Consider the following 25,436-nt stretch of genomic DNA (forward strand, 5'->3'; position numbering starts at 1 on the left):
CCGTCATGCCTAAATTTTTCATCGAACATCCAGTCTTCGCCTGGGTGGTTGCGATCCTGATCTCGCTCAGCGGCGTGATCGCGATCCTCAACCTGGGCGTGGAGTCCTATCCCAACATCGCCCCGCCGCAGGTCACCGTCTCGGCGACCTACCCGGGCGCCAGCGCGGACACCACCGAGAAATCGGTCACCCAGGTGATCGAGCAGCAGCTGACCGGTATCGATCACCTGCTGTACTTCAGCTCCTCGTCGGCCTCCAACGGCCGCGCGCAGATCACCCTGACCTTCGAGACCGGTACCGATCCGGACATCGCCCAGGTGCAGGTGCAGAACAAGGTGTCGCTGGCCACGCCACGACTGCCTTCGGAAGTGACCCAGCAGGGCGTGGTGGTGGCCAAGGCCAATGCCGGCTTCCTGATGGTGGTGGCGCTGCAGTCCGATACCCCGACCATCAACCGTGACGCCCTGAACGACATCGTCGGCTCGCGCGTGCTCGACCAGGTCTCGCGTATCCCCGGCGTCGGCAGCACCCAGCAGTTCGGTTCCGAGTACGCCATGAACATCTGGCTGAACCCGGAGAAGATGCAGGGCTATGGCCTGTCGGCCAGCCAGGTACTGGCCGCGGTACGTGCGCAGAACGTGCAGTTCGCCGCCGGTGCGCTGGGTTCGGACCCGTCGCCGGAAGGCCAGCACTTCACCGCCACGGTCTCGGCCGAAGGCCGCTTCAGCTCGCCGCAGGAATTCGAGAACATCATCCTGCGCGCCAACGCCGATGGCTCGCGCGTACTGCTCAAGGACATCGCCCGCGTCGCCTTCGGTGCCAACAACTACGGCTTCGACACCCAGTACAACGGCAAGCCGACCGGCGCCTTCGCCATCCAGCTGCTGCCGGGCGCCAACGCCCTGAACGTGGCCGAAGCGGTGCGCGCCAAGATGGACGAGCTGCAGCCCAGTTTCCCGTCCGGGGTGACCTGGTTCTCGCCGTACGACAGCACCACCTTCGTCAAGATCTCGATCCAGGAAGTGGTCAAGACCCTGTTTGAAGCGGTCCTGCTGGTGTTCCTGGTGATGCTGATCTTCCTGCAGAACTTCCGCGCCACACTGATCCCGACCCTGGTCATCCCCGTCGCCCTGCTCGGTACCTTCCTGGGCATGTGGATGATCGGCTTCACGATCAACCAGCTGACCCTGTTCGCGATGGTGCTGGCGATCGGCATCGTGGTCGACGATGCGATCGTGGTGATCGAGAACGTCGAACGCATCATGAGCGAGGAAGGCCTGGCGCCGAAGCCGGCCACGCAGAAGGCGATGACCCAGATCACCGGCGCGGTGGTGGCGATCACCGTCGTGCTGGCCGCGGTGTTCATCCCGTCCGCCCTGCAGGGCGGCGCCGCCGGCGAGATCTACAAGCAGTTCGCCCTGACCATCGCCATCTCGATGGCGTTCTCGGCGTTCTTGGCACTGGGCTTCACCCCGGCGCTGTGCGCGACCTTCCTCAAGCCGACGCACAACGACAATCCGAACATCGTCTACCGCACCTTCAACAAGTACTACGACAAGATCAGCCACACCTACGTGGGCCACATCACCTCGGCGGTGCGCCATGCGCCGCGCTGGATGATCCTGTTCGTGGTGCTGACCGCGCTGTGCGGCTTCCTGTTCACCCGCATGCCGGGCAGCTTCCTGCCGGAAGAAGACCAGGGCTATGCGCTGGCGATCGTGCAGCTGCCGCCGGGCTCGACCAAGGGCCAGACCAACGAAGTGTTCGCGCAGATGCGTGGCATCCTGGAAAAGCAGGATGGCTATGAAGGCATGCTGCAGGTGGCCGGCTTCAGCTTCGTCGGTTCCGGCGAGAACGTGGGCATGGGCTTCATCCGCCTGAAGCCGTGGGAGGAACGCAAGTTCACCGCGCCCGAGTTCATCCAGAACATGAACGGCGCGTTCTACGGCATCAAGGAAGCGCAGATCTTCGTGGTCAACCTGCCCACCGTGCAGGGCCTCGGCCAGTTCGGCGGCTTCGACATGTGGCTGCAGGACCGCAGTGGTGCCGGCTACGAACAGCTGACCCAGGCGCGCAACATCCTGCTGGGCAAGGCCGCGCAGAAGCCCGAAGCCCTGGTCGGCGTGCGTCCGAACGGGCTGGAGAACGCCCCGCAGCTGCAGCTGCACGTGGACCGCGTGCAGGCGCAGTCGATGGGCATGTCGGTGTCGGACGTGTACAGCACCATCCAGCTGATGCTGGCCCCGGTCTATGTCAACGACTTCTTCTACGAAGGCCGCATCAAGCGCGTGACCATGCAGGCCGATGGCCCGTACCGCACCGGCCAGGAGTCGCTGAAGAGCTTCTACAGCCCCTCCACCCTGACCCAGAACGCCGATGGCACCAACGCGATGATCCCGCTCAACACGGTGGTCAAGTCCGAATGGGTGTCGGCACCGCCGTCGCTGAGCCGCTACAACGGCTACTCGGCGATCAACATCGTCGGCTCGCAGGCCCCGGGCACCAGCTCGGGCGAAGCGATGCAGACCATGGAGAGCATCGTCAACGACGACCTGCCGGCCGGCTTCGGCTACGACTGGTCCGGCATGTCCTACCAGGAAATCCTGGCCGGCAATGCCGCCACGCTGCTGCTGGTGCTGTCCATCGTGGTGGTGTTCCTGTGCCTGGCCGCCCTGTATGAAAGCTGGTCGATCCCGGTGGCGGTGCTGCTGGTGGTGCCGCTGGGCGTGCTGGGCGCACTGGGCCTGTCGATGCTGCGCGGCCTGCCCAACGATCTGTTCTTCAAGATCGGCCTGATCACCGTGATCGGCCTGGCCGCGAAGAACGCGATCCTGATCGTGGAGTTCGCGGTGGAGCAGCGCGCAGCCGGCAAGAACCTGCGCGATGCCACCATCGAAGCGGCCCGCCTGCGCTTCCGCCCGATCCTGATGACCTCGTTCGCGTTCATCATGGGCGTGATCCCGATGGCGATCTCCACCGGCGCCGGCGCCAATTCCCGCCACGCCATCGGTACCGGCGTGATCGGCGGCATGCTGTTCGCCACCCTGCTCGGCCTGCTGATGATCCCGGTGTTCTTCGTGGTCGTGCGCCGCATGCTGGGCGACAAGCTGGATGAACCGTCCAAGGAGTTCATGGAACGCCAGCGCGACGCGGATGCTGCACACCGCCCGGATCGTTGATCCGGCAGTGCGCTGAAACGAAAGGGCCCCGGAGCGATCCGGGGCCTTTTTCTTGCCGCTTTTGAATTCATGCCCACCAAGGTTGGCATCTACCAGGGCAACGGCATGCCCGGTAGTGGTGGGCGCCGTTCGAGTCACGTCTCAGCGCAACAGCGCGATCACCACGCACACTGCCACGATTACCAGTGCAGCCCACTGCATCGGCACGAAAAAGAAATGATGGGGCGCCACTTCGCCCTTCTGCCGGGGTGCCCGGTTGAGCCACAGGCCCAGCAGCACGTTCACCGCCGCGCCAATGCTGGCACCCAGCAACACCTGCGAGAGTGGGATGTTGCCCCTGGGGCCTGCGTGCGGGAAGAAATACGCCAGCAGCAGGATCGCTGCGATCGGCGTGATCAGTGTCAGGATTCCCCAACCACGATAGATCATCTGTGCAGACCGTATGGAAACGGCCTGCATTGGAACAGATCCGGCATCGTTCGGCCAAGAGCACAGCGCATCCACGCGTGGCGCGGATCGACCGGCCGCGCCGCCCTTGCAGCGGCGCGGCCGTTGCGTCTCAGCGCAGCCCGGTTTCGTTGCGGGCGATCACCAGGCGCTGGATTTCCGAGGTGCCTTCATAGATCTCGGTGATCTTGGCATCACGGAAGTAACGCTCCAGCGGCATCTCCTTCGAATACCCCATGCCGCCGTGGATCTGCACCGCCTGGTGGGTGATCCACATCGCCGCTTCCGAGGCGGTGAGCTTGGCGATGGCGGCTTCGTTGCTGAAGCGCTTGCCCTGGCCCTTCACCCAAGCCGCGCGCAACGTCAGCAGCAGCGCTGCATCCAGCTTGCACTTCATGTCGGCAATCTTGGCCTGGGTCATCTGGAAGGTGCCGATGGCGGCACCGAAGGCCTTGCGCTCCTTCACGTACTCCAGGGTCGCTTCATAGGCGGCACGGGCGATGCCGATGGCCTGCGAGGCGATACCGATGCGGCCGGCATCGAGCACGCTCATGGCGATCTTGAAGCCCTCGCCCTCCTGGCCCAGCACGTCCTCGGCCTGCGCCACGTAATCATTGAACTCGATCTCGCAGGTGGCCGAGGCGCGGATGCCCAGCTTGGGCTCGGTCTTGCCACGACCGAAACCGGCCTTGTCGGTATCGATGAGGAAGGCGGTGATGCCGCGCGCGCCCTTGTCCGGCTCGCTCATCGCGAACAGCACGATGTACTTGGCCACCGGGCCGGAGGTGATCCAGCTCTTCTTGCCATTGATGACGAAGGTGCCGTCGGCCTGTTTCACCGCGCGGCAGCGCATGGCAGTGGCATCGGAACCGGACTGCGGCTCGGTCAGCGCGAACGCGCCGATGGCGGTGCCTTCGGCGATGGCACGCACGTAGGTCTGCTTCTGCTGCTCGGTACCGTGGGTGAGGATGCCGTTGCAGAACAGCGAGTTGTTGACCGACATGATGGTCGAGTGAGCGGCGTCGGCGGCGGCGACCTCCACCATCGCCAGCACGTACGCAACCGGGTCCATGCCCGCACCGCCGTACTCGGTCGGCACTTCGATGCCCATCAGGCCGTTCTCGCCCAGCAGGCGGATGTTGTCCAGCGGGAACTCGCCGGTGCGGTCATGGTGCTCCGCGCTGGGGGCGATCTTTTCCTGCGCGATGCGCCGCGCCACGTCCTGCAGCATCAACTGCTCTTCGGTAAAGCTGAAATCCACAACACCCTCCCGGGTACATGAAGTTATGGGCCGCATACGGCGCGCCCAGGTGCTCCGATTGTACCGGGGGCCGGCTGTTTCCGTACGCTGGCGACTTGACCGCGGCAGCCTCCTCGGCGAATATATCTCTATATCGCGATAGGTAGATATTTATGGATCTGGAAGACTGGTCGACCCGCCTGAAGGTGTTCGCCGATGCCACCCGCGTGCGCCTGCTGGCGCTGCTGGAGCAGGAGGAACTGACCGTGGCCGAACTGTCGGCAATCACCCGGCTGGCGCAGCCGCGCGTGTCCACCCACCTGGCGCGCCTGAAGGAAGCCGGCCTGGTCCGCGACCGCCGTGCCGGCGTGTCGGCCTACTACCGTTTCGACGAAGCCCAGCTGGACCCGGCGCAGCGTGCATTGTGGCATGCCTTGAGCAACGGAAGCGACGACCCGTTGCTGCGCCAGGATGCCGAGCGCGTGGCTGCAGTGCTGGCCCATCGCGCCTCTGACCAGAACTGGGCCGACAGCGTGGCCGGCGACATGGAGCGCCACTACTCTCCGGGCCGTACCTGGGAGGCGCTGGCGCGCACCGCCTTGCCGTTGCTGGAGACCGGCGACGTGCTGGACATCGCCTCCGGTGACGGCGTGCTGGCCGAACTGGTCGCCCCCCACGCCAAGCGCTACATCTGCATCGATACCAGCGCGCGCGTGGTCGCCGCTGCCAGCGAGCGCCTGCGCCGGCTGCCCAATGTGGAAGTCCGCGAGGGCGACATGCATGCCCTGCCGTTCAAGGACGGCAGCTTCGACCTGGTGGTGCTGATGCACGCGCTGACCTATGCCAGCAAGCCTGCGCAGGCCGTAACCGAAGCCGCACGCGTGCTGCGCCCGGGCGGCCGCCTGCTGCTGTGCAGCCTGGCCCGTCACGAGCACAAGGCAGCGGTGGAGGCCTATGGCCACGTCAACCTCGGCTTCAGCGACAAGGAGCTGCGCAAGTTCGTCGACAAGGCCGGCCTGCAGGTGTCCAGCCTGGAAACGGTCACCCGCGAGAAGCGTCCGCCGCACTTCGAAGTGATTTCGCTGATCGCCAACAAGCCCTGAGCCCGAGACCACCATGTCCGCCCTGCCCTGGTTGCATCCTGACCGTGCCAACGCCCTGCTCGACGCCCTGCGCGAGCGGATCCTGATCATCGACGGCGCGATGGGCACGATGATCCAGCGCCATGGCCTGCAGGAAGACGACTACCGCGGCGAGCGATTCGCCGGTGGCTATGACCATGCGCACGGTCCCGGCTGCGACCACGGCACACCTGAAGGCCATGACCTGAAGGGCAACAACGACCTGCTGCTGCTGACCCGGCCGCAGGTCATCGCCGACATCCATACCGCATACCTGGACGCCGGGGCGGATCTGGTCGAGACCAACACCTTCAACGCCACTTCGGTCAGCCAGGCCGACTACCACCTCGAACACCTGGTGTACGAGCTGAACAAGGCCGGCGCCGCCGTTGCACGCGCCTGCTGCGATGCGGTGGCTGCGGCCACGCCGGGCAAGCCGCGCTTCGTGATCGGGGTGATCGGTCCCACCAGCCGCACCGCTTCGATCAGTCCCGACGTCAACGATCCGGGCTTCCGCAACACCAGCTTCGACGAGTTGCGCGACACCTATCGCGAAGCCATCGAGGGCCTGATCGATGGCGGCGCCGACACCCTCATGGTCGAGACCATCTTCGACACGCTCAATGCCAAGGCCGCGCTGTATGCGCTGGAGGAGGCCTTCGACGCGCGTGGTGCACGCCTGCCGGTGATGATCTCCGGCACCATCACCGACGCCTCCGGGCGCACCCTGTCCGGGCAGACCGCCGAGGCCTTCCATGCGTCACTGGCGCATGCGCGCCCGCTGTCGATCGGCTTGAACTGCGCGCTGGGCGCCGAGGCGATGCGCCCGCACGTGGAAACCCTCTCGCAGGTCGCCGACTGTTACGTCAGCGCACATCCCAACGCCGGCCTGCCCAACGCCTTCGGCGAGTACGACGAAACGCCTGAAGAGATGGCCACCACCCTGCGCGGCTTCGCCGAGGATGGCCTGTTGAACCTGGTCGGCGGCTGCTGCGGCTCCACCCCCGACCACATCCGTGCGATCGCCCGCGCCGTGGCCGGGCTGCCGCCGCGCGCCCTGCCCGGTGTCCAGGAGCAGGCCGCATGAATGTCGCCGCCACCGTTCCACACTTCCCGCCCTCCTGCTGTTGAGCCGACGCCTGCCATGACGCCTGTCCGCCCTACCCGCCTGTCCGGCCTGGAACCCCTGGTCATCACTCCGGACCTGCTGTTCATCAACGTCGGCGAACGCACCAACGTCACCGGCAGTGCGCAGTTCCGCAAGCTCATCAAGGAAGGCCGCTACGAAGAAGCGGTGGACGTGGCCCGCCAGCAGGTCGCCAGCGGCGCGCAGATCCTCGACGTCAACATGGACGAGGGCCTGATCGATTCGGAAGCGGCGATGACCCGCTACCTCAACCTGATCATGTCCGAGCCGGACATCGCCCGCATCCCGGTCATGGTCGACTCCTCCAAGTGGAGCGTGATCGAGGCCGGGTTGAAGTGCCTGCAGGGCAAGAGCGTGGTCAATTCGATCTCGCTGAAGGAAGGCGAGGCGCTGTTCCGCGAACACGCGCGCAAGGTCCTGCGCTATGGCGCCGCCGCGGTGGTCATGGCCTTCGATGAAAGTGGGCAGGCCGATACCTGCGCGCGCAAGGTCGAGATCTGCACCCGCGCCTACCGCATCCTGGTCGACGAGATCGGCTTCCCGCCGCAGGACATCATCTTCGACCCGAACATCTTCGCCGTCGCCACCGGCATCGAAGAGCACGACAACTATGCGGTGGACTTCATCGAAGCCACCCGCATCATCAAGCAGACCCTGCCGCACTGCCACGTCTCCGGCGGCGTCTCCAACGTCTCGTTCTCGTTCCGCGGCAACGAAACGGTGCGCCAGGCCATCCACTCGGTGTTCCTCTACCACGCCATCGCCGCCGGCATGGACATGGGCATCGTCAACGCCGGCGCCATGCCGATCTACGACGAGCTGGAGCCTGAGCTGCGCGAGCGCGTCGAGGACGTGATCCTCAACCGCCGCAGCGATGCCACCGAGCGCCTGCTGGAGATCGCCGAGCGCTACAAGGGCAGCAAGGGCGCGGCGAAGACCGAGGACCTGGCCTGGCGCGGGAAGCCGGTGGCGCAGCGCCTGGCACATGCGCTGGTGCACGGCCTGGATGCCTTTGTCGAGGAAGACACCGAGCTGGCCCGGCAGGCCTCCAGCCGCCCGCTGGACGTGATCGAGGGCCCGCTGATGGACGGCATGAACATCGTGGGCGACCTGTTCGGTGCCGGCAAGATGTTCCTGCCGCAGGTGGTGAAATCCGCACGCGTGATGAAGAAGGCGGTGGCCTACCTGCTGCCGTACATCGAGGCGGAGAAGGCACGCAGCGGTGATACCGCCAAGAGCAATGGCAAGATCATCATGGCCACGGTGAAGGGCGATGTGCATGACATCGGCAAGAACATCGTCGGCGTGGTCCTGGCCTGCAACAACTTCGAGGTGGTCGACCTGGGCGTGATGGTGCCGGCGCAGAAGATCCTCGATGCCGCCCGCGAGCACAACGCCGACCTGGTCGGCCTGTCCGGACTGATCACCCCGTCGCTGGAGGAGATGAGCCACGTCGCCCGCGAGATGGAGCGCCAGGGCTTCGACCTGCCGCTGCTGATCGGCGGCGCCACCACCTCGCGCGCGCACACCGCGCTGAAGATCGACCCGCACTACAAAGCGCCTACGGTGTGGGTGAAGGACGCCTCGCGCGCGGTGGGCGTGGCCCAGTCGCTGATCTCACGCGACCTGCGCGAAGCCTTCGTCGCGGCCAACGAGGCCGACTATGCCGAGATCCGCGCCCGCCACCGCAACCGTGGCGACGCCAAGCGCCTGGTGACGCTGGAACATGCGCGCGCGCAGAAATTCCAGGGCGGCTGGGACAGCTACACGCCACCGGCACCGGAACAACCCGGCCTGCACGTGTTCGATGACTACCCGCTGGACGAACTGGTCGACTACATCGACTGGACACCGTTCTTCCAGGCCTGGGAGCTGGCCGGCAAGTTCCCGGCCATCCTCACCGACGAGATCGTCGGCACCCAGGCCAGCGAGCTGTACCGCGATGCGCGCGCGATGCTCGAGCGCATCGTCGGCGAGAAGTGGCTGACGGCCAAGGCCGTGTTCGGCCTGTGGCCGGCCAACAGCATCGGCGACGACGTCCGCGTGCAGCACCCGCAGGGCGAAACGACCCTGCACTTCCTGCGCCAGCAGGTAGACAAGCCTGCCGAGCGCCCGGACTTCTGCCTGGCCGATTTCATCGCGCCCCTCGACAGTGGCAAGCAGGACTGGATCGGCGCGTTCGCAGTCACTGCCGGTATCGGCATCGACGCGCACGTCGCGCGCTTCGAGGCCGAGCATGACGACTACAACGCGATCCTGCTGAAAGCACTGGCCGACCGCCTCGCCGAGGCGCTGGCCGAGCGCCTGCACCAGCGCGTGCGTACCGAATTCTGGGGCCATGAGCGCGCCGAGGCGCTGGACAACGACGCCCTGATCGACGAGCAGTATCGCGGCATCCGGCCGGCGCCTGGCTATCCGGCCTGCCCGGAACACAGCGAGAAACGGCGCCTGTTCGACCTGCTGCAGGCCGAAGCAAACGCCGGCATGGAATTGACCGAGAGCTTCGCGATGCTGCCCACGGCCGCTGTCTCGGGCTACTACTTCAGCCATCCGCAGAGCCAGTACTTCGTGGTCGGCCGGCTCAGCCGCGAACAGGTCAGCGATTACGCCCGCCGCAAGGGCGTGGACCGCGCCCAGTCCGAACGCTGGCTGGCCTCCAACCTCGACTACGACCCCGAATGACACAAAAAGGGGACGGAGGGGATTAAGTCGTTTATGCATTCGCGACTTAATTCCCTCCGTCCCCTTTTTTGCCTCATCATTCCGCGATGACCGTTCCCGTTGCACGCCTCTCCAGCTTCTACCTGTTCTACTACGCGGCGCTGGGCGCGTTCACGCCGTACTGGAGCCTGTTCCTGACCGCGCGCGGCATGAGCGTGACGGCCATCAGCGTGATGATGGGCCTGTGGTACGCCACCCGCGTGATCGCGCCCAGCACCTGGACCTCGCTGGCGGCCGCATCGCCACGACCGATCCGCCTGCTGCGCGCGGGCTGCGTGCTGACCCTGCTCAGCTTCGCGGTATTCCTGCTGCCGCTGCCACAGCCGTGGATGTACCCGGCGATGGTGGTGTTCTGCTTCTTCTACAACGCGGTGATGCCGCAGTTCGAGTCGATCACCCTCACCCATCTGGGTAACGACAGCCATCGCTACGGGTTGATCCGGGTCTGGGGCTCGCTCGGTTTCATCGCCGTCGTGACCCTGTTCGGCTGGCTGATCGAAGGTGACGGTACGGCCAGCCACGCCGGGCTGCTGCCGTGGATGATGCTGCCACTGTTCGCGCTGCTGGTCGCCTCGGCCTTCAGCAACCACTACGCGCGCGGCGTCGGCAAGACCGGCGGCGACGCCAGCGGCTTCTGGCAGATCGTGCGCCGACCGCCGGTGCTGGCGTTCTTCCTGGCCGCCTTCATGGAGCAACTGTCTTTCGGCCCGTACTACACGTTCTTTTCGGTCTACATGGACCATCACGGCTACCGCACCTCCACCCTGGGCCTGTTGTGGACCATCGGTGTGGTCTTCGAAGTGGGCGTGTTCTTCACCATCGGCCGCTTCTTCCGCCGCTATGACGCCAGCTGGATGCTGTTGATCGCGCTGATCAGTTCCTGCCTACGCTGGGCCGTGACCGCACTGTTCCCGGAAAACCTGCCGGTGATGCTGCTGGCGCAGAGCGCGCACGCGCTGGGCTTTGCGGCATTCTTCGCAGCAGCGATGCAGATGCTGGCGACCTACTTCCCCGGTCGCCTCAATGGGCATGGCCAGGGGCTGCTGTACGGATTTTCGTCCGGTGTCGGCGGTGTGCTCGGCGCACTCATTGCCGGCCAACTGTGGAAGATCGACGATGGTCGCACCGCGTTCCTGGCCGGCAGCGGCTTCGCCCTGATTGGCGCCCTGCTCTGTTTCTTCGCACTGAGCCTGCCGCTCATACGTGCGCGACGGAACAGCCACGCGCGCTGACCCCTGCCCGGCTCAGCGCTGCAACAGCACCTGTTGCAGCGAGGGCAGCAGCACCCGGTTGCCATGCGCACTGAGATGATCGCCATCGAAGAACAGCGGCCGCCCATCGCGCTGGGCTGGACATAACGCGTCGTCGCACAGCACTGGCATCGGGTCCCACAGCACGCCACCTGGCAGTCCATCGACCACCTGCTGCAGGCTGCCCAGCATGGGTGCCCGCAACGTTTCCATCGCGACGCGCGTGCTGTCCAGGCCGTTGCGGCAGACCTCGTTGCGGGCATTGAAGCGGTCCGAGCAGCGATAGGGCGGCGCTGGCAGCACTGGCTTGGGCGCCTCCAGCACGATGCGTACGCCACGCTCGGCCAGGGGTCTCCACTGCGCGACCGCCTCGGCCACTTCGGCGTCGCGTCCTGCCGCGGCCTCTGCCGTCAGTTCGCCCGCCAGCTGCGCCTGCGCATCGAACAGCACGAACTGATCGGAAAGGCGTGGCACGCGCAACGACACCAGCACCACGGCATCCCCCGGCTGCGCGCGCCGCGCGATATCGGCGAACACTGCGGCGTCGAAATCAGCGCAACCGGCACCGGCACCGCGCCACTTCTGCAGGCTCACCTGCGGGCATCCGCCGCGGCCATAGAGGGAGACCGCCGAGCCGGTTTCCAGGGCCAGTCGCTGCAGCAGCTCGATGTAGGCCATCGCATGCGAATCACCAGCAACGAACACCCGCTTCGGCGCGCCAACCGGTAGCGGGCGGTCGCAGTCTCCACGGGCAAAGGTGCGCGCACTACCGCCTTCGAAACGATGCTTGGCGACCACCAGTGCGCACTCGGGATAGTCACCGGCCACGCTCTTGCCATTGGGGTACCAATCGGCCGGATGCCGGCTGACCGTACTCAACGACAGCCGCGGCGCCTGCAGGTAGAGCACTGTCTGGATGCCGGCGGCGCACAGCAGTACGACCGCGCCGGCCAGCACCCAACGCCCGGGACGCAGGCGCTGCGCCAACGTGCCGCGGAACGGCTGTTCCACCCAGCGCCACGACAGCCATGACAGCAGCAGCACCAACGCCATCGCGGTGGTCATCTGCAAGGGTGTCTGCAGGCCCACGGTCCAGCGCATCAGCACGAACACCGGCCAGTGCCACAGGTACAGCGAGTACGACAGCAGGCCGATACGGCGCATCGGGGCGCTGGCCAACAGGCGCGCCACCCATGCCTGCGGATGATGATGCAGCGCCCACAGCAGGCCCGCGGTGGCGAAGGCCGGCAGCACGCCGTCAGGCCACGGTGACCGCCCGGCACGCGCGGACCACAACGCCCACCCCAGCAGGCCCAGCGCCACCATGGCCAGCAGGGAGAACACCGGCGCGGCGCGCTTCAGTGCCTGGCCGGTTGCCGGGTCCAGCGATTCGCGCACATGCAGCAGCTGGAACAGCAGCACGCCCACCCCCAGTTGCCAGAGGCGGGTGCTGGTGGCATAGAACGCCCACGATGGCGGCGCCTCGCGCAGACCCAGCACCGCCGCATGCAGCAGCGACGCCATGCTGACCAGGGCGAACAGGCCCAGGCTGATCCAGCGCCCGCGTGCACCGCGCGCCCAAGCCAGGAACAGCAGCGGGAACAGCAGGTAGAACTGCTCTTCCACGCCCAGCGACCAGGTGTGGGTGTAGGGATTGAATTCGGCCCTGGGTGCGAAATAGTCGTTGCCGATCGCTGCCAGCACCCAGTTGCTGAAGCCGAAGAACGCCATCAGTCCGGTCCTGTCACTGGCTTCGCTGAGCCAGGACTCGGGAATGAACAGCACGCTTGCCACGGCAGTCAGCAACAGGCAGGCCAACAGCGCCGGCGCGATGCGACGGATGCGGCGCGCATAGAAGCGCAGCATCGACTGCCCCAGCGACAGCGGCGGCAGCCGGTGTACCGACGCGCTGACCACGAAACCGGAGATGACGAAGAACACATCCACGCCGGTGAACCCGCCTGGCAACCAGGCCGGGTCCAGGTGGAACACGATGACGGCCAGCACGGCGATCGCGCGCAGGCCGTCAATGTGCGGCACGTAGCCACGGCTTGGATCAGCGGTCATCCCTACCCCCACGGCCGCGACGGCAGCGCGCCCGCGGCGGTCACGCGTTTACCAGACCAGGTCGTCCGGCACCTGGTACTGCGGGTCCGCGTACGGATCTTCCTCGGCCGGCGCATTCGGATCGACCTTCAGCGCCACCGATGCGGCGAACACCGCCTCGCACTGCGCCAGCACCTCGGCGGTCACCAGCAGGTAGCGGCCATTGAGCTGGACCACACCCAGCTCACCGGCGTTGAGCGCGGTCAGCTGTTCGGCGGTCACATAGATGCGCTTGATCTTGCCGCCGTAGGGGAAGTGGCGGGCAATGTCCGCCGCTTCGGCATTCAGGCCCTTGTCCTTCAGCAGTTCTTCCAGCTTGGCCTTGGCCTCGCGGCGCACACGCGCCTCTTCCTGCTTCAGGCGCTCGGTTTCGATGCGCTCTTCCTTTTCCTTCTGCGCGCGGATGGCGTAGGCCTTGGCCAGGTCCATCTCTTCTGCGCTGCGCGGCTTGCGCGGGCCCTGCTGGCCCGGGCCACGCGACTGGCCGGGCTTGCCCGGGCCGCCATGGCCAGGACCGCGACGCTGGCCGGGCTTGTGCTCGCCCTTGCCAGCGCCCTGCGGCTTTCCATTGCCGTTGCCACCCTTGCCCTGCGGGCGGCCATCACGGCGGGGGCCATCATTCTTGCGCTCTGGCTTGGGCGCAGGCTTGAAGCCCAGGCCCATCAGCTGGTCGCGGAGGGTATCGCTCATAGGATTCGGATCAGTAGTGCGGCGGCGGCGGTTCGCTCGCCGGATCGGAAGAATTCAGCGCGTTGCGGACCTTGCCCAGATCTTCCAGCAGCACGCGCAGCACGTCGGCGTTGCGCATGCCCTGCATGCGGGCATCGGCCAGCGCATCGCTCAGTTCGGCCAGCGCCTGTTCCTGGAAGGACACGCGCATTTCCAGTTCGACCAGGCGCGCTTCCAGCGCCTGCTCGCGTTCGGTTGGCAGCAGATCAGACATGCAGCGAGCGCCCCCGGCCAATGCCGTAATACGCCAGGCCCGCTGCTTCCACGTCCGCCGGCTCGTACAGGTTGCGGCCGTCGAACACCACCGCGTCCTTCAACTGCTCGCGCAACGTCTGGAAATCGGGGCTGCGGAACTGCTTCCACTCGGTCACCACGACCAGTGCATCGGCGCCCTGCAGCGCCTCGCTGGCATTGCTGCAGAACACCAGGTCATCGCGTTCACCGAAGATGCGCTGCGCCTCATGCATCGCTTCCGGATCGTAGGCACGCACCGTCGCACCGCCTTCCCACAGTTGCGCCAGCAGGCGTCGGCTGGAGGCTTCGCGCATATCGTCGGTGTTTGGCTTGAATGCCAGGCCCCACACGGCAAAGGTCTTGCCACGCACGCCTTCGTCCTCGCCCTTGTCGTAATGGCGCTGGACCAGGGCGAACAGATGGCCCTTCTGCGCATCGTTGACCGCTTCCACGGCGTTCAGCAGTTTAGGCTCCAGGCCGGCCTGCTGCGCGGTGCGGGCCAGCGCCTGCACATCCTTGGGGAAGCACGAGCCACCGTAGCCGGCGCCCGGGTAGATGAAATGCCAGCCGATGCGCGGATCCGAGCCGATGCCCTGGCGGACCTGCTCCACATCGGCGCCGACACGTTCGGCGATGTTGGCGATTTCGTTCATGAACGAGATCTTGGTCGCCAGCATCGCGTTGGCGGCGTACTTGGTCAGCTCGGCCGAACGCACGTCCATTTCCACCACGCGGTCGTGGTTGCGGTTGAACGGTGCATACAGGCGCCGCATCACCGCCACCGACTCGGCGCTGGTCGCACCGATGATGATGCGATCCGGACGCATGCAGTCGGCAACGGCGTCGCCTTCCTTCAGGAATTCCGGGTTGGACACCACGTCGAAGGCGATGTCGGCGCCACGTGCCGCCAGCTCTGCGGCAATGGCGGCACGGACCTTGTCGGCGGTGCCCACCGGCACCGTCGACTTGTTGACCACCACGGTCGGCACGCTCATGTGCTGGCCGATGGTGCGGGCCACGGCCAGCACGTACTGCAGATCAGCGCTGCCATCCTCGTCCGGCGGCGTGCCGACGGCGATGAACACGACCTGGCCGTGGCCGATCGCGGCTGCGGCATCGGTGGTGAACGTCAGCCGCGACGCGGCGTGATTGGCCTTCACCATCGGTTCCAGGCCCGGCTCATAGATCGGGATGATGCCCTGGTTGAGGCCATCGACCTTGGCCTGGTCGATATCGACGCAGACCACCTGGTGGCCGACATCGGCCAAGCAGGTACCGGTCACCAGCCCTACGTAACCGGTACCGAAAATCGCAACGCGCATGTCCGTGCTGGCTCCGTGGTCGCTTACGGCAGGACGCCCAGCAGCTCGACGTCGAACGTCAGAGTCGCGTTCGGGCCGATCGGGCCACCCGGGGTGCCGTTCTCACCGTAGGCGAGCTCGCCCGGGATCCAGAAGCGGTACTTCGAACCGACCGGCATCAGCGCGACGCCTTCGGTCCAGCCCTTGATCACCTGGTCCAGGCCGAACTCGGCCGGCTGGCGACCATAGGAGCTGTCGAACACGGTGCCGTTGAGCAGCTTGCCTTCGTAGTTCACGCGCACCTTGCTGCTCGGCAGCGGACGCTCGCCGCTGCCCGGGCGGATGACCTGGTACTGCAGGCCCGACGGGGTGGTTACCACGCCCGGCTGGGTCTTGTTCTTGGCCAGGAACGCATTGCCTTCCTCGCGGTTGGTCTGCGCGGCAGCGGCGGCCTTGGCCTGCATTTCGGCCTGCTTGCTGCCCATGAACGCCTGGATGGTGGCGGTCGCGTCAGCTTCCGTCATCTTCGGCTGACCCTTGCTCAGGCCGGTGCTGATCGCGTCAAACAGCGAGGCGACATCGATGTCGTCCTTCAGCTGTGCCAGCGACGGGCCGACCGAGTAGGAACCGATCATCTGCGACACCTTGACGCGGTCGACCTTCGGCGGCTGCGAACCCGGCGCCATGCCCGGCACCTGCTGCCCGCTGCGGGCCATCACGACCTGGCGCAGTGCGGCATCGGTGGCCTTGGCCTGTTCCTGGGTGATCTGCGGCTGCAGGCCTTCGAACGAACGTTCCACGGCGGTGCGCAGCGCGGCCACATCGATCTCATCGGCGATCGGGGTGAACGACTTGGCGACGTCCAGGCCGATGGCGTAGCCGAGCTTCTGCTTGGGGGAATTCAAGGTTGCGGTCTCCTTGGCGGCTGCGGGGGCAGCCGGTTGTTGCGACAGAGCGACACCCGAAGTGCCCATCGCCAGAATCAGAACCGACGCCGCGGCGCCGCGCATTCCCATCTTCATTCGCTGCATTCCTGGAAGTGTCTGGGCGCCGACGTCGGCGCGAAAAGAAGCATTGTCGCACGCATGCCGTCGATGTCGAGGCATCCGTGCCGGATATCAATGCGTAGGAGCGACGGCCAGCGCCTTGTCGATGGCGGCGGTCAGCTGTGGATCGTCCGGCGTCACCTTGCTGGCGAACTGGGCGATGACCTTGCCATCGCGGCCGACCAGATATTTGTGGAAGTTCCAGCCCGGCGCCACGCCGGTGGCTGCGGTCAACCGCTGGTACAGCGGCGTGGCCTCCGCACCGACGACGTGCACCTTCTCGAACATCGGGAACTTGACGCCATAGGTAAGCGTGCAGAAATCCTGGATCTGCTTCTCGTCACCCGGTTCCTGGCCCTTGAAATCGTTGGACGGGAAACCCAGCACGGCAAAGCCGCGGCCGGCATAACGCTTCTGCAGCGCCTCCAGGCCTTCGTACTGGGGGGTATAGCCGCACTTGCTTGCGGTATTGACCACCAGCAGCACCTGCCCGTGGTAGCGCTGCTGCAGGTTGACCTGCTGCTTGCTGGCCAGCGGGCGATAGTCCAGGTCCAGCAGATCGGCCGCCAGCACGTGGGCGGAACCGGCCAGGCCGGCCACCAGCAGGGTCAACAGGGACAGGCCGCGCAGTCGGCGCGGAACAACGGTCGGCAGGGGCATCGAGAGCAGTCCGCGGTAGCCATTCACAGGGCCGGCCGATAGCGGCCGGGAATCGGCCGAACTATAGCACCGGGCTCCGTTGCCCCTTGTTGCGGCGGGCGCCGGCGGCTTTGCGCGGCGTGGCCTTTCCCGGGAGGACCCACCCTCAACGGCACAGGGATGACATAGCATGGACAACGCTGAATGGAAGGCAGGGCGTGATCGGCCCGCACGACAATTCCGTTTCCCTTTTCAATCAAGGGGATAAGGGGATATTTCAGCGGTTTGACCACCCCTGCCATCAGTTGGGCACGGCAAGGGGTTGCACGTGGGCGTGCCGGTGTTATAGTTGCATACAACACCAGTCACCTGAGACAGGGGGAGCCATGAACGCCCGGATCCGTCGCAACCTCACCGCACCCGCGGCCGCTGCCGTTTCGACCCTGATCGTGCTGGCCTGGCTGGCCATGCCAACCGCTCCCGCCTCCGCCGACAGTGCGCAGGATGCATCCGTTTCGCCGGCCGGGAACGCCGATCCCTCCCCCTCTCCCCCGCGTCGGCTGCACAGCTCCCTGTCCATGCCGTACTTCTCGTTCGCACAGCCGCTGACCCCACGGAGCTGAATATGAGCGACATCCAGTGGAGCGACGGCGCTCCCATCTACCGTCAGTTGAAGGAGCGCGTGATCGCCATGATGCTCGACGGAATCCTCAAGCCGGGCGATGCCCTGCCTTCGGTGCGCCAGGTGGCCGCCGACTACCAGCTCAACCCCATCACCGTTTCGCGCGCTTACCAGGAACTGGCCGATGAAGGCCTGGTCGAGAAGCGCCGCGGCCTGGGCATGTTCATGACCGAGCAGGCGGCCACGCAGCTGCGCAGCAGCGAGCGCGAGCGCTTTCTCAACGAAGAATGGCCGGCGGTGCTGGAGCGCATCCAGCGCCTGGGCCTGAGCCTCGACGAATTGCTGCCCCAGGGGAAAGTCTGATGAATAGCACTACAAGTGAACCGGTCATCACCGCCCGAGGCCTGCGCAAGGCCTACAAGACCACCGTGGCCCTCGACAATGCCAGCTTCAGCATTCCGAGCGGGCGCATCGTCGGCCTGATCGGGCCCAACGGCGCCGGCAAGACCACCGCGCTGAAGGCCATCCTCGGCCTGACCTCGGTGGAAGGTGAGTTGAGCGTGCTCGGCCGCGACCCGCGGCAGCACCGCGACGCGCTGATGAACGACATCTGCTTCATTGCCGACGTCGCCGTGCTGCCGCGCTGGCTGAAGGTCCGTGAAGCGATCGATTTCGTCGCCGGTGTCCATCCGCGCTTCGACCGTGCCCGCTGCGAGCGTTTCCTGGCCAACACCAAGCTGCAGCCGAAGCAGCGCGTGCGCGAACTGTCCAAGGGCATGATCGTGCAGCTGCACCTGGCGCTGGTGATGGCCATCGATGCGCGCATCCTGGTGCTGGACGAGCCCACCCTGGGCCTGGACATCCTGTACCGCAAGGAGTTCTACCAGCGCCTGCTGGAAGATTATTTCGACGAACAGAAGACCATCATCGTCACCACCCACCAGGTGGAGGAGATCGAGCACATCCTCAGCGACGTCATGTTCATCCGTGATGGTCGCATCGTGCTCGATGCAGAAATGGACGATGTCGGCCAGCGCTACACCGAGCTTCTGGTCAACGCCGACCAGCTGGAGACCGCGCGTGCGCTGAAGCCGATCGACGAGCGCAGCCTGACGTTCGGCAAGACCGTAATGCTGTTCGACGGTGTGCCGCGCACCCAGCTCTCCACCCTTGGCGAGACCCGCAGCCCGGGCCTGGCCGATCTGTTCGTCGCCATCATGAAGGGGACCTACGCATGACTGCCGTCAACCACCCCGTCAGCCCGATGGGCACCCTGCGCTGGCTGCTCAAGCGCGAGTACTGGGAGAACCGTGGCGGTTTCCTGTATGCGCCGCTGATCGCCGGCCTGATCTCGCTGGTGATGAGTACCGTCGGCATCGCCTTCGGCCTGTTTGCACTGAACCGTGCAGCACGCAACGGCGCACTGCATGTCGACGGCGAGAGCGTGAACATCAACGGCCTGGACCTGGCCCTGCTGACCCGCGACATCAGCGCCAAGGACCTGGCCGACCTCGGCAACGGCCTCGACCTGACCCTGGTGCTCAGCTCGGCCTGGCCGTTCCTGGTGCTGGCCTTCGTGGTGTTCTTCTACTGCCTGGGCGCCCTGTACGACGACCGTCGCGACCGCAGCATCCTGTTCTGGAAGTCGCTGCCGCTGTCGGACACCCAGACCGTGCTGTCCAAGGTGATCAGCGCACTGGTCGTGGCCCCGCTGATCGCGGTGATCGCCGGCATCATCACCATGTTCGGCTTCATGCTGGTGATCAGCATCGTCGCGCTGATGCACGGTGGCAGCCCGATGACCCTGATCTGGGGCCCGGCCAGCCCGTTGACCCTGGCCGCCGGTCACCTGGCCTGGATTCCGGTCTACGCCCTGTGGGCCCTGCCCACCGCCGGCTGGCTGCTGCTGTGCTCGGCCTGGGCCCGTACCAAACCGTTCCTGTGGGCGGTGATGCTGCCGCTGTTCGCCGGCGTCATTGTCAGCACCACCAAGGTGATGCCGTTGATCGGCCTGACCACCGGCTGGTTCTGGCAGAACATCGTTGGCCGACTGCTGCTGGGCGGCGTGCCGGGCACCGACCTGGTGTATCGCCTCAGCGCCGAGGAAGGCACGCGTCGCGATCTCGAATCGGTGGTCAGCCTGATGTCGCCGGCCTCGCAGCTGAAGTCGCTGGCGATGCCGGAACTATGGATCGGTGCCGCCGTCGGTGTCGTGTTCATCGTCCTCGCCATCCGCCTGCGCAAGCGCGCCGGCGAGATCTGATTCCATCCACCCGGAGGCACCACCCATGCGTTCCCTGCTCGCCTGTTCTGCGTTGTTGCTGTTGCCTCTGTCGGCGCTGGCCGCCGATGCTCCGAACTGCAAGTTCACCGCCGCCCGCACGCTGAAGCTGGATGTGGCCGGCGCCAAGGCGGTGGTGCTGGAGGTGAACCAGCATGACCTGAAGGTCGTCGCCAGCAAGGGCGGTGGCCAGCTCGATGGCCGCGCCTGCGCCTCCAGCCAGGAATGGCTGGACCAGCTGGTACTGGAGCAGCGCAGGGAAGGCGAAAAGCTGGTCGTCAGCCTGCGCCGCGACGGCCGCCACAGCGGCATCAGCCTGGGCAACAGCTATGCGTGGCTCGACATCCGCGGCAGCGTGCCCGACAACCTGCCCCTGCAGCTCAAGGTCGGCTCCGGCGATGCCAGCGTGGACAACGCCCAATCGCTGAGCGTGGACGTCGGCTCGGGCGACGCGATCGTTCGCGGCACCCGCGGCAGCATCCACGCAGCGGTGGGTTCGGGTGACCTGGACATCGACGGTGGCGGCTCGCTGAACCTGCTGTCGCTCGGCTCCGGCGACGTCAAGGCGCGCAACATCGGCGGCGATGCGGTCACCGGCACCGTCGGCTCCGGTGACCTGAAGATCAGCGATGTCCGCGGCAACGCCCGGCTGGACACGGTCGGTTCCGGCGACATCGGGTTCAAGCGCGTGCAAGGCAACGTCGAGGTCGGCGTGGTCGGCTCGGGCGATGTCGATCTGTCCGACATCGGCGGCAACGTGCACGTGCGCAGCCATGGTTCGGGCGACATCCAGGTCGACGGCGTGCGCGGCAGCCTGACCGTCGACCACAGCGGCAGCGGCGATGTCGGCCACCGCAACGTCGGCGGCACGGTCACCCTGCCCCGCAACAAGTAACCGCCACCGGACCAATTCGAGGGAGTTGCCATGAACCTGCTGCGCCTGCTGCCTGCCATCCTGCTGTGCCTGCCGCTGATCGCCTGCGGCGGCACTTCTTCCACGCCCGACAAGACCGTCGGCAAAAGCGTCGCCGAAGCCACCAGCGGCGTCGGCCAGACCGTCAAGGAGGCCATGGTTGATGCCCGCAAGGACATCACCCAGGGCAACATCAACATCTCCGCCGACAAGCAGCCGCGTGCGGAGATCACGCCGGATGGCCACCTGCTGATCGACGGCAAGGACGTGCCGGCCAACGAGGCCCAGCGACAGCGGTTGCTGGAGTACCGCGGCCACGTCGTCGCCATTGCGATGGACGGCATGGATGTCGGCCTGGCCGGCGCCAAGCTCGGCGCCAGCGCTGCCGGAGAGGCACTGAAGGGCATCTTCAGCGGCGACAGCGAAGGCATCGAGAAGCGGATCAATGCCGAGGCGGAGAAGATCGAAGCCCAGGCCAAGCGCATCTGCAACCGCTTGCCGGCGATGCTGGCCAGCCAGCAGGCACTGGCGCGCGAGCTACCGGCGTTCAAGCCCTACGCAACGATGGACCAGAGTGACGTCGACGACTGCGGCAAGGACACCGTGGTCCAGCGCTAGGCCTGTGACAGATCAGCGCACCCGGCCGGCAGCGGCGCCCCGCTGCCGGCCGTCGTGCGCCGGCCGGCTTACAATGGCGGCCCCGGACGCCCCCGAACCGAATGCCATGAAGAAGTTGTTCCTGCTGCTGGCCGCCCTGCTCTGCCTGGGCCTGGTCGGCTGTGACAAGGATTACCGCAACCACCGCGCCGAGCGCGGCAAGCCAAAGATCTCCGTCAGCGAAGGCATGGTCACTGTGCGTCGCCCGCCGGCGCCGAACATCATCATCCTCGGCGATGGTTCGATGAAGGTGGACGAGATCCAGATTCCGCTGGACGAGGCACAGAAGCAGATGCTGCAGACCATGTTCGGCAAGCTGCAGGTGCTGCGCCAGAACACCCTGGTCGCCGCCCCGGCCGATCCCAACATGCAGCCGGTGAAGATCCAGCCGCCGGAAGGCATGGAAGTGATCCCGGCCGACCTGGTCCAGCGCATCCCCGAGTTCAAGGACTACACCGACACCTTCGGCAACATCGTCGCCGACCGTCGCTGAAAAAACGCCGCCCCTGGGCGGCGTTTCCTCTTGTAGAACCGAGCCCATGCTCGGCCCAGGTCCAGGAAGCAGCCGGCCATGGGCTCGGCCCTACGACCGGCAGATCAACCGCCGCCGCCACCGCCCCCCGCGTGGATGCCACCGGCAGTCAGTGCGGCCGGGTCCAGCAGGCGGCGCAGCTCGGCTTCATCCAGGCCGCTGTCCTCCAGCGCGACATCCAGCACCGGACGCTGCTCCTTGTAGGCACGCTTGGCAATCGCCGCCGCCTTCTCGTAGCCGATGATCGGGTTCAGCGCGGTGACCAGGATCGGGTTGCGCGCCAATGCTTCGGCAACGCGATCCTCACGCACCTTCAGCCCGGCAATCGCGCTGTCGGCCAGCAGGCGAGACACATTGGCCAGCAGGCCAATGCCATCCAGCAGGTTCACCGCGATCAGCGGCAGGGTGACATTGAGCTGGAAGTTGCCGGTCTGCCCGGCCACTGTGATCGCGGTGTGGTGGCCGATCACCTGCGCGCAGGCCATCACCGTCGCTTCCGGAATCACCGGGTTGACCTTGCCCGGCATGATCGAGCTGCCCGGCTGCAGCGCCGGCAGTTCGATCTCGCCCAGCCCGGCCAGCGGACCGGCGTTCATCCAGCGAAGATCGTTGGCGATCTTGATCAGCGCCACCGCCAGTGCATTGAGCTGGCCCGACAGTTCCACCGCGTCATCCTGCGCGGCCAGGCCCTCGAACTTGTTCTCGGCGCTGTCGAACTTGAACCCGGTCTGCTGCTTCAACGCCTTGGCCACCTGCGCGCCGAAGCGCGGGTCGGCATTGATGCCGGTACCGATGGCGGTGCCGCCCAGCGGCAGCCGGCGCACACGCTTGAGGCTGTCTTCGATGCGTTCCTGTGCCGAGGCCAGCTGTGCCGACCATGCGCCGAACTCCTGCTCGAAGGTCAGCGGCATCGCATCCATCAGGTGCGTGCGGCCGGTCTTGACCACCTTGCGCAGGCTGCGGCCCTTCTTGTCGAGGGTCTTGCGCAGGTGCACCAGCGCCGGCAGCAGCTGCTCATGTGCCGCCAGTACCGCCGATACGCGCAACGCGGTCGGGATCACGTCATTGGAGCTCTGCCCCTGGTTGACGTGGTCATTGGGGTGCACCGCGGTCTTGCCCGCCTTGCCGGCACGGTTGGCCAGGGTGGCGATGACCTCGTTGGCATTCATGTTCGAGGACGTGCCAGAACCGGTCTGGTAGACGTCGATCGGGAACTGCGCGTCCCAGGTGCCGGCGGCCACTTCGGCGGCAGCGGTCTGGATGGCCTTGGCCACGTTCTTGGGCAGATGGCCCAGCTCGGCGTTGACGCCAGCGGCAGCGCCCTTGACCAGGCCCAAGGCACGGATGAAACCGCGCGGCATGCGCTGGCCCGACACCGGGAAATTCTGCACGGCACGCTGGGTCTGCGCGCCCCACAGGGCGTCGGCAGGCACCTGCAGCTCGCCCATGCTGTCGTGTTCGATTCTGAAACCCTTGCTTGCAGCTCTGCTCATTGCATCAACTCCGCACTACTTCAGTTGGGGAAAGGGAAGCGGCGGCTGGCAGGGTGTCGCTTCCCGGGCTGGCGGCTGCGCCAACAATACTCCCTTGCCCGCAGCGTGGGATGACGAGGACGGGCCAGATCGTTCCGTCCGCAGGGCCGTGTTGTAGAGCCGAGCCCATGCTCGGCTGCCCGCGGGGCGCCGGATTCTCCGAAGCAGCCGAGCGTGGGCTCGGCTCTACAGGGCACGCCCCGCCGGCACGTCGTAGAATATCGGCCCCGCCGCTCGTCCCAGCCCTGCCGACATGTCCGATTCCGCCCTGCTCGCCCTGTCCCCGCTCGATGGCCGCTATGCCGGCAAGGTCGACGCCCTGCGCCCGATCTTCTCCGAGTACGGCCTGATCAAGGCCCGCATCACGGTCGAGGTGGAATGGCTGCTGGCCCTGGCCGCCGAGCCGGGCATCGTCGAACTGGCCCCCTTCTCCGACGCTGCCATCGCCCGCCTGCGCGCGCTGGCCGCCAGCTTCAGCCCGGCCCAGGCCGCGCGCGTGAAGGAGATCGAGCGCACCACCAACCATGACGTCAAGGCGGTGGAGTACTTCATCAAGGAACAGCTGAAGGACGACGCCGAGCTGGCCCCGGCGCTGGAATTCGTGCATTTCGCCTGCACCAGCGAAGACATCAACAACCTCAGCTACGGCCTGATGCTGGAACAGGCGCGCCGCGAGGTGCTGTTGCCGACCCTGGACGGCATCGCCAGCACCCTGCGCACCCTGGCCCACGCCGAGGCTGGCCAGCCGATGCTGTCGCGCACCCACGGCCAGACCGCCTCGCCGACCACCCTGGGCAAGGAACTGGCCAACGTGGTCGCGCGCCTGGAGCGCCAGCGCCGGCAGATTGCCGCGGTCGAACTGACCGGCAAGATCAACGGCGCGGTGGGCAACTACAACGCCCACATCGCCAGCTACCCGGACGTGGACTGGCCAGCCTTCGCCGAGCGCTTCGTGACCGGCCTGGGCCTGGTGTTCAACCCGTACACCACGCAGATCGAGCCGCACGACAACATCGCCGAGATCGGTGATGCCGCACGCCGCGCCAACATCATCCTGATCGACCTGGCCCGTGACATCTGGGGCTACGTTTCGCTGGGCTACTTCAAGCAGCGCCTGAAGGAAGGCGAAGTTGGTTCGTCGACGATGCCGCACAAGGTCAACCCGATCGATTTCGAGAATGCGGAAGGCAACTTCGGCATCGCCAACGCGCTGTTCGAGCACTTCAGCGCGAAGCTGCCGATCAGCCGCTGGCAGCGTGACCTGACCGATTCCACCGTGCTGCGTGCGCTGGGCACCGCGTTCGGCCACAGCCAGGTAGCACTGGATTCGCTGGCCAAGGGCCTGGGCAAGCTGGAAGTGAACCCGCAGCGCCTGGACGCCGATCTGGACGCGGCCTGGGAAGTGCTGGCCGAGGCCGTGCAGACGGTGATGCGCCGCCACGGCCTGCCGAACCCGTACGAGCAGCTGAAGGCGCTGACCCGGGGCCAGGGCATCACCGCCGAGTCGATGCGTGCGTTCGTGCAGGGGCTGGAGCTGCCGACGGATGCGAAGCAGCGCCTGCTGGAGATGACCCCGGGCAGCTACACCGGCCTGGCTGAGTCGCTGGCGAAGAAGATTTAAGGGGATTCCTTTGCGGCGGCGGCCGCGGGCGCTGCCTGCGGCAGGCAACGGCAACGGCAACGGCAATAGCAACGTCAAGAGCGGCTCTGGATTGCTGCTAGCTGGGTGGGGCGGGAGG

22 protein-coding genes are annotated in these 25,436 nt (G+C 66.3%); 13 read left to right on the forward strand and 9 right to left on the reverse strand.

Going from position 1 to position 25,436, the window contains the following annotated elements:
• Positions 1-5 precede the first annotated feature (5 nt).
• A complete protein-coding gene (locus tag VG561_RS04995; RefSeq protein WP_046431562.1) occupies positions 6-3,179 on the forward strand; it encodes a multidrug efflux RND transporter permease subunit in 3,174 nt (1,057 codons plus the stop codon).
• Positions 3,180-3,320: 141 nt separating this feature from the next.
• On the opposite strand, the gene VG561_RS05000 is transcribed toward VG561_RS04995, so the two are convergent.
• Together VG561_RS05000 and VG561_RS05005 are read right to left on the reverse strand one after the other, a co-directional pair.
• The gene (locus VG561_RS05000; protein WP_262093087.1) at positions 3,321-3,683 is read right to left on the reverse strand and encodes a hypothetical protein; all 363 of its coding nucleotides are present in this window, start codon (positions 3,681-3,683) and stop codon (positions 3,321-3,323) included.
• A 55-nt stretch (positions 3,684-3,738) separates the two neighbouring features.
• Positions 3,739-4,887 (reverse strand): acyl-CoA dehydrogenase family protein, encoded by a 1,149-nt coding sequence (locus VG561_RS05005; protein ID WP_049442456.1) that lies wholly within the window; start codon positions 4,885-4,887, stop codon positions 3,739-3,741.
• Positions 4,888-5,039: 152 nt separating this feature from the next.
• Between VG561_RS05005 and VG561_RS05010 the strand changes: the two genes are divergently transcribed.
• The 4 genes from VG561_RS05010 to VG561_RS05025 all read left to right on the forward strand — a co-directional run bounded on the left by VG561_RS05010 (position 5,040) and on the right by VG561_RS05025 (position 11,087).
• A complete protein-coding gene (locus VG561_RS05010) occupies positions 5,040-5,969 on the forward strand; it encodes an ArsR/SmtB family transcription factor (RefSeq protein WP_014037755.1) in 930 nt (309 codons plus the stop codon).
• Between the two features lie 13 nt (positions 5,970-5,982).
• Positions 5,983-7,074 (forward strand): homocysteine S-methyltransferase family protein, encoded by a 1,092-nt coding sequence (locus tag VG561_RS05015; protein ID WP_262093086.1) that lies wholly within the window; start codon positions 5,983-5,985, stop codon positions 7,072-7,074.
• A 57-nt stretch (positions 7,075-7,131) separates the two neighbouring features.
• Positions 7,132-9,816, forward strand: coding sequence for a methionine synthase (gene metH / locus VG561_RS05020; RefSeq protein ID WP_423179422.1), 2,685 nt, complete (start codon positions 7,132-7,134; stop codon positions 9,814-9,816).
• Between the two features lie 86 nt (positions 9,817-9,902).
• Positions 9,903-11,087 carry an MFS transporter gene (locus VG561_RS05025; RefSeq protein ID WP_423179423.1) on the forward strand — a complete coding sequence of 395 codons (1,185 nt, stop codon included), beginning with the start codon at positions 9,903-9,905 and terminating at the stop codon, positions 11,085-11,087.
• Between the two features lie 12 nt (positions 11,088-11,099).
• On the opposite strand, the gene VG561_RS05030 is transcribed toward VG561_RS05025, so the two are convergent.
• The 6 genes from VG561_RS05030 to VG561_RS05055 all read right to left on the reverse strand — a co-directional run bounded on the left by VG561_RS05030 (position 11,100) and on the right by VG561_RS05055 (position 17,181).
• Positions 11,100-13,172, reverse strand: coding sequence for an acyltransferase family protein (locus tag VG561_RS05030; RefSeq protein WP_423179424.1), 2,073 nt, complete (start codon positions 13,170-13,172; stop codon positions 11,100-11,102).
• 48 nt (positions 13,173-13,220) lie between these two features.
• Positions 13,221-13,901 (reverse strand): DUF2058 domain-containing protein, encoded by a 681-nt coding sequence (locus VG561_RS05035; RefSeq protein WP_049408561.1) that lies wholly within the window; start codon positions 13,899-13,901, stop codon positions 13,221-13,223.
• Between the two features lie 10 nt (positions 13,902-13,911).
• On the reverse strand, positions 13,912-14,154 hold the full coding sequence (locus tag VG561_RS05040; protein ID WP_005410256.1) for a SlyX family protein: 243 nt from the start codon (positions 14,152-14,154) through the stop codon (positions 13,912-13,914).
• The gene (locus tag VG561_RS05045) at positions 14,147-15,496 is read right to left on the reverse strand and encodes a UDP-glucose dehydrogenase family protein (protein ID WP_014647687.1); all 1,350 of its coding nucleotides are present in this window, start codon (positions 15,494-15,496) and stop codon (positions 14,147-14,149) included. Before VG561_RS05045 ends, VG561_RS05040 begins: the two co-directional genes overlap by 8 nt.
• 23 nt (positions 15,497-15,519) lie before the next feature.
• Complete coding sequence (locus VG561_RS05050; protein ID WP_032962085.1) at positions 15,520-16,497, reverse strand: FKBP-type peptidyl-prolyl cis-trans isomerase N-terminal domain-containing protein; 978 nt, start codon at positions 16,495-16,497, stop codon at positions 15,520-15,522.
• A 96-nt stretch (positions 16,498-16,593) separates the two neighbouring features.
• Positions 16,594-17,181, reverse strand: a complete 588-nt coding sequence (locus VG561_RS05055) for a glutathione peroxidase (RefSeq protein WP_014647689.1) — start codon at positions 17,179-17,181, stop codon at positions 16,594-16,596.
• 365 nt (positions 17,182-17,546) lie between these two features.
• Here VG561_RS05055 and VG561_RS05060 point away from each other — a divergent pair, with 365 nt between their 5' ends.
• From VG561_RS05060 to VG561_RS05090, 7 genes are all read left to right on the forward strand, one after another.
• Entirely contained in the window at positions 17,547-17,783 is a 237-nt protein-coding gene (locus VG561_RS05060; protein ID WP_014647690.1) for a hypothetical protein, read from the forward strand.
• A gap of 2 nt (positions 17,784-17,785) precedes the next feature.
• Positions 17,786-18,145, forward strand: a complete 360-nt coding sequence (locus VG561_RS05065; protein ID WP_005410261.1) for a GntR family transcriptional regulator — start codon at positions 17,786-17,788, stop codon at positions 18,143-18,145.
• Positions 18,145-19,020, forward strand: a complete 876-nt coding sequence (locus tag VG561_RS05070) for an ABC transporter ATP-binding protein (RefSeq protein ID WP_423179425.1) — start codon at positions 18,145-18,147, stop codon at positions 19,018-19,020. The genes VG561_RS05065 and VG561_RS05070 overlap by 1 nt, the downstream gene beginning before the upstream one ends.
• Positions 19,017-20,045 (forward strand): ABC-2 transporter permease, encoded by a 1,029-nt coding sequence (locus VG561_RS05075; RefSeq protein ID WP_046431579.1) that lies wholly within the window; start codon positions 19,017-19,019, stop codon positions 20,043-20,045. Before VG561_RS05070 ends, VG561_RS05075 begins: the two co-directional genes overlap by 4 nt.
• A 25-nt stretch (positions 20,046-20,070) precedes the next feature.
• Positions 20,071-20,958 carry a hypothetical protein gene (locus tag VG561_RS05080; RefSeq protein ID WP_401728604.1) on the forward strand — a complete coding sequence of 296 codons (888 nt, stop codon included), beginning with the start codon at positions 20,071-20,073 and terminating at the stop codon, positions 20,956-20,958.
• 30 nt (positions 20,959-20,988) lie between these two features.
• Positions 20,989-21,594 carry a YggN family protein gene (locus tag VG561_RS05085; RefSeq protein WP_164077096.1) on the forward strand — a complete coding sequence of 202 codons (606 nt, stop codon included), beginning with the start codon at positions 20,989-20,991 and terminating at the stop codon, positions 21,592-21,594.
• A 106-nt stretch (positions 21,595-21,700) separates the two neighbouring features.
• The gene (locus VG561_RS05090) at positions 21,701-22,126 is read left to right on the forward strand and encodes a hypothetical protein (protein ID WP_014647695.1); all 426 of its coding nucleotides are present in this window, start codon (positions 21,701-21,703) and stop codon (positions 22,124-22,126) included.
• A 104-nt stretch (positions 22,127-22,230) separates the two neighbouring features.
• Here the strand turns inward: VG561_RS05090 and VG561_RS05095 are convergent, their stop codons facing one another.
• The gene (locus tag VG561_RS05095) at positions 22,231-23,658 is read right to left on the reverse strand and encodes a class II fumarate hydratase (protein ID WP_032962093.1); all 1,428 of its coding nucleotides are present in this window, start codon (positions 23,656-23,658) and stop codon (positions 22,231-22,233) included.
• 292 nt (positions 23,659-23,950) lie between these two features.
• Between VG561_RS05095 and purB the strand changes: the two genes are divergently transcribed.
• Positions 23,951-25,318: an adenylosuccinate lyase gene (gene purB, locus VG561_RS05100; RefSeq protein ID WP_111207021.1), complete on the forward strand. Its 1,368-nt coding sequence runs from the start codon at positions 23,951-23,953 to the stop codon at positions 25,316-25,318.
• Positions 25,319-25,436 lie beyond the last annotated feature (118 nt).

The organism is Stenotrophomonas sp. CASM110 (assembly GCF_049384345.1).
Taxonomy (GTDB): Bacteria; Pseudomonadota; Gammaproteobacteria; order Xanthomonadales; family Xanthomonadaceae; genus Stenotrophomonas; species Stenotrophomonas muris.